Origin of the sequence: Zhenhengia sp., assembly GCF_046966505.1 — a bacterium.
GTDB classification, from domain to species: Bacteria; Bacillota; Clostridia; order Lachnospirales; family Cellulosilyticaceae; genus Zhenhengia; species Zhenhengia yiwuensis.
On record NZ_JBKVCH010000034.1, the window covers coordinates 1 to 2,433 of the forward strand.

3 protein-coding genes are annotated in these 2,433 nt (G+C 33.9%); all 3 read right to left on the bottom strand.

Going from position 1 to position 2,433, the window contains the following annotated elements:
- Window positions 1–68 precede the first annotated feature (68 nt).
- Complete coding sequence (locus ACLTBU_RS17015; RefSeq protein ID WP_412220185.1) at window positions 69–896, bottom strand: hypothetical protein; 828 nt, start codon at window positions 894–896, stop codon at window positions 69–71.
- A complete protein-coding gene (locus ACLTBU_RS17020) occupies window positions 896–1,195 on the bottom strand; it encodes a hypothetical protein (protein WP_412220187.1) in 300 nt (99 codons plus the stop codon). The genes ACLTBU_RS17015 and ACLTBU_RS17020 overlap by 1 nt, the downstream gene beginning before the upstream one ends.
- A gap of 507 nt (window positions 1,196–1,702) precedes the next feature.
- Window positions 1,703–2,433, bottom strand: a 731-nt coding sequence (locus ACLTBU_RS17025) for a hypothetical protein (protein WP_412220188.1), incomplete at its 5' end; no start/stop codon positions are given.

The window sequence follows — 2,433 nt, forward strand, 5'->3', positions numbered from 1 at the left end:
TCCAACTCTAATTGTACGATTTTTATTTTTGGACACCTTCTAATTAATCGCTTACATTTAAATGGGGGTTAGCAGTTACGTGCAAATAGTATTTTAAAGGCTTGTTGAGCTAATTCTTCAGGACTTTTTCCTTTCTCAAACTCTTTCTCAATACGTATTTCTTCTAAAGCGAGGTTCCAAGCTTTTTGAAAAATCTCTTGAGTGTTTTGCTTGATAAATGCTAAGCACTCAATGTACGCTTCATGGATGTAGTTTTCACCCTCTTCTTGTGCTAAGTTTTCTGTGAAATCCATGTAATATTGTTCGAATGTAACTGTATCAAGAGGAGAAGAGGGGATCTCCGTCTCTAGATTAAGGAGGTAATCTTTTAGCATATCTTTAAGTGGATTTCTCATAATGATAGCATCAATAAGATGATCTTTAAGCGCAGGGTAAGACTCGAAATCATTATTGATAAGGCAAATACTGAATTTCCAAATTTCCATAAAAATTTCTTTTCGAAAGAGTGATAAAATCTCTTGATGGTAAGGTTCTACTTGGCCTAAAAAGATATCTTCTTTGTTCTGAAGTATATCATAAAGTTCTTCACCCATCTGATAGTATCTGTTTATATCTAAAGGGGGCACATCTGGAGGATCCCCTTTTAGTGTAGCTAAGATAAGTTTTTCATACTCAAAACTAAGATGCTTATGACAAATAAGATCCATAAGAATATTTTGGATAGAATCTCCTGCCATAAAGTCCATTTTTTCCATTGAGAAAGCTAATTTGATAAAATGACTAATGGCTTCACCTTGTGTTAATTTGAAACCGCGTTTTTCATTTTCAGCAACTACAAATTTAATGATGGTATCAGCCTCTTGATCAATCAAGAGGCTCTTTTTAATTGTACTCATTATTTATTCTCTCCTTTATCAATATTTGAAATAAAAAAGTTCTCGGGATGCATAAGTCTAGATAGAATTGCAGAAGCATCTTTATAAGTATAAAATCCTAAGATATTCTTTATACGATTAGGATTAGAACTGCCTGATTGGGGAGATGTTACACATCTAACTTCCAACTTGTAACAAGGTGAAGGTAGGGTGGTAAGCTCATCCAGGAGTTGGCGTTCAGAGTTGTAACCTAATTCTTGGGCAAGCATGCCCACACTTGCTTCATAGCTTGAGTCATTCATATTACGAATATAAAACATAATATTCCTCCTTCTAAAAATAAGATGATATTTTTCTCTGTTATCTTTAGTAAGGAAGATCTTTATTTAAATGTATGCACAAATAATATAGTGTATGACAAATTTAAAATCGACTTCTCCTATCTTCATCTAGAAGATGTATATTCTAAATCTAAAAATGATATGTTAGTATTAAAACTATAAATCATCAGACACAATTCAAATTGAAGGGTGACTGGTGTATAATGAATATAAAAATTTAAACAAATGATAAGAGGAAGAAATCAGTAAGATTAAAAAGAGGATAGGTATGGTAATCATTTTTTAGATGCAGTAGGAGGGATTATGCTTCTAAGGCAAAGGGAGAACTTATAAGCTGTGTATGAGGGTATTCATTATGATCAAGAGGAATTGACGCAGCAGATTTCTAGAATATATGCAATGAAAAAAGTATTTAAATTATATTTAAATCTCAAAAAGGTTCTTAGATGCATTACATCTAAGAACCTTTTTGGTGTCTGTATTTATTTATTCTACAGTAACCTCTAACTCTACATCTGTTGTATGACCTAAGTAGTCTGTTGCAGTAAGTGTGACAGGGTAGGTGCCTGCTGTTGAGGTATCTAATTGGCTCAGGTCAGCAGTTACATCATCTAAAGGAAGGCCTGTAGCATCTGTTAATTGGTCAATGAAATTATTCTTCCATTGGATGGTAGAAGCGTCTTGGTCAATCTTAAGAGCTGGATATTCTGCTTTTAGAGTTAAGATAGGAGGTGCCTGATTAGTTGGATCATAAATAACTACCCTATACTTGCCAGTACCTGTGTTATCTGAGCTATCTTTGATACTTACTTTTAAGCCTTCTTCATAGATGCCAGCTATATGGGTATCTACTGCTGTATAGTCTACTTGTGCCTTACTTACATCTAAAGAACCATCTAGATTATCTGTTGCCTCAAAGTTAGAGAGGAAATCTATAGTAGATAAGTCTGTTCCAACAGGGAAGGCATATTTTTCTTCTTCGATTTGTGTAAATTTAGGGCCTACATTATCTTTAACTTGGTCAGAGCTTAGAAGTGTTTTCATGGCTTCAATTTTCTCAGTAATTTTGGATTTCTTAGATTGAATAGCTACATCATAACTTGGTGAACCGCCTATACCGAATAGGGCATCTCCCATAATTTCATAGAAGATAGAATCCATCCCAAGCATATCGGAGATTTCATTAACCTCTGTCTTATTAACGCTATCCCAATAGA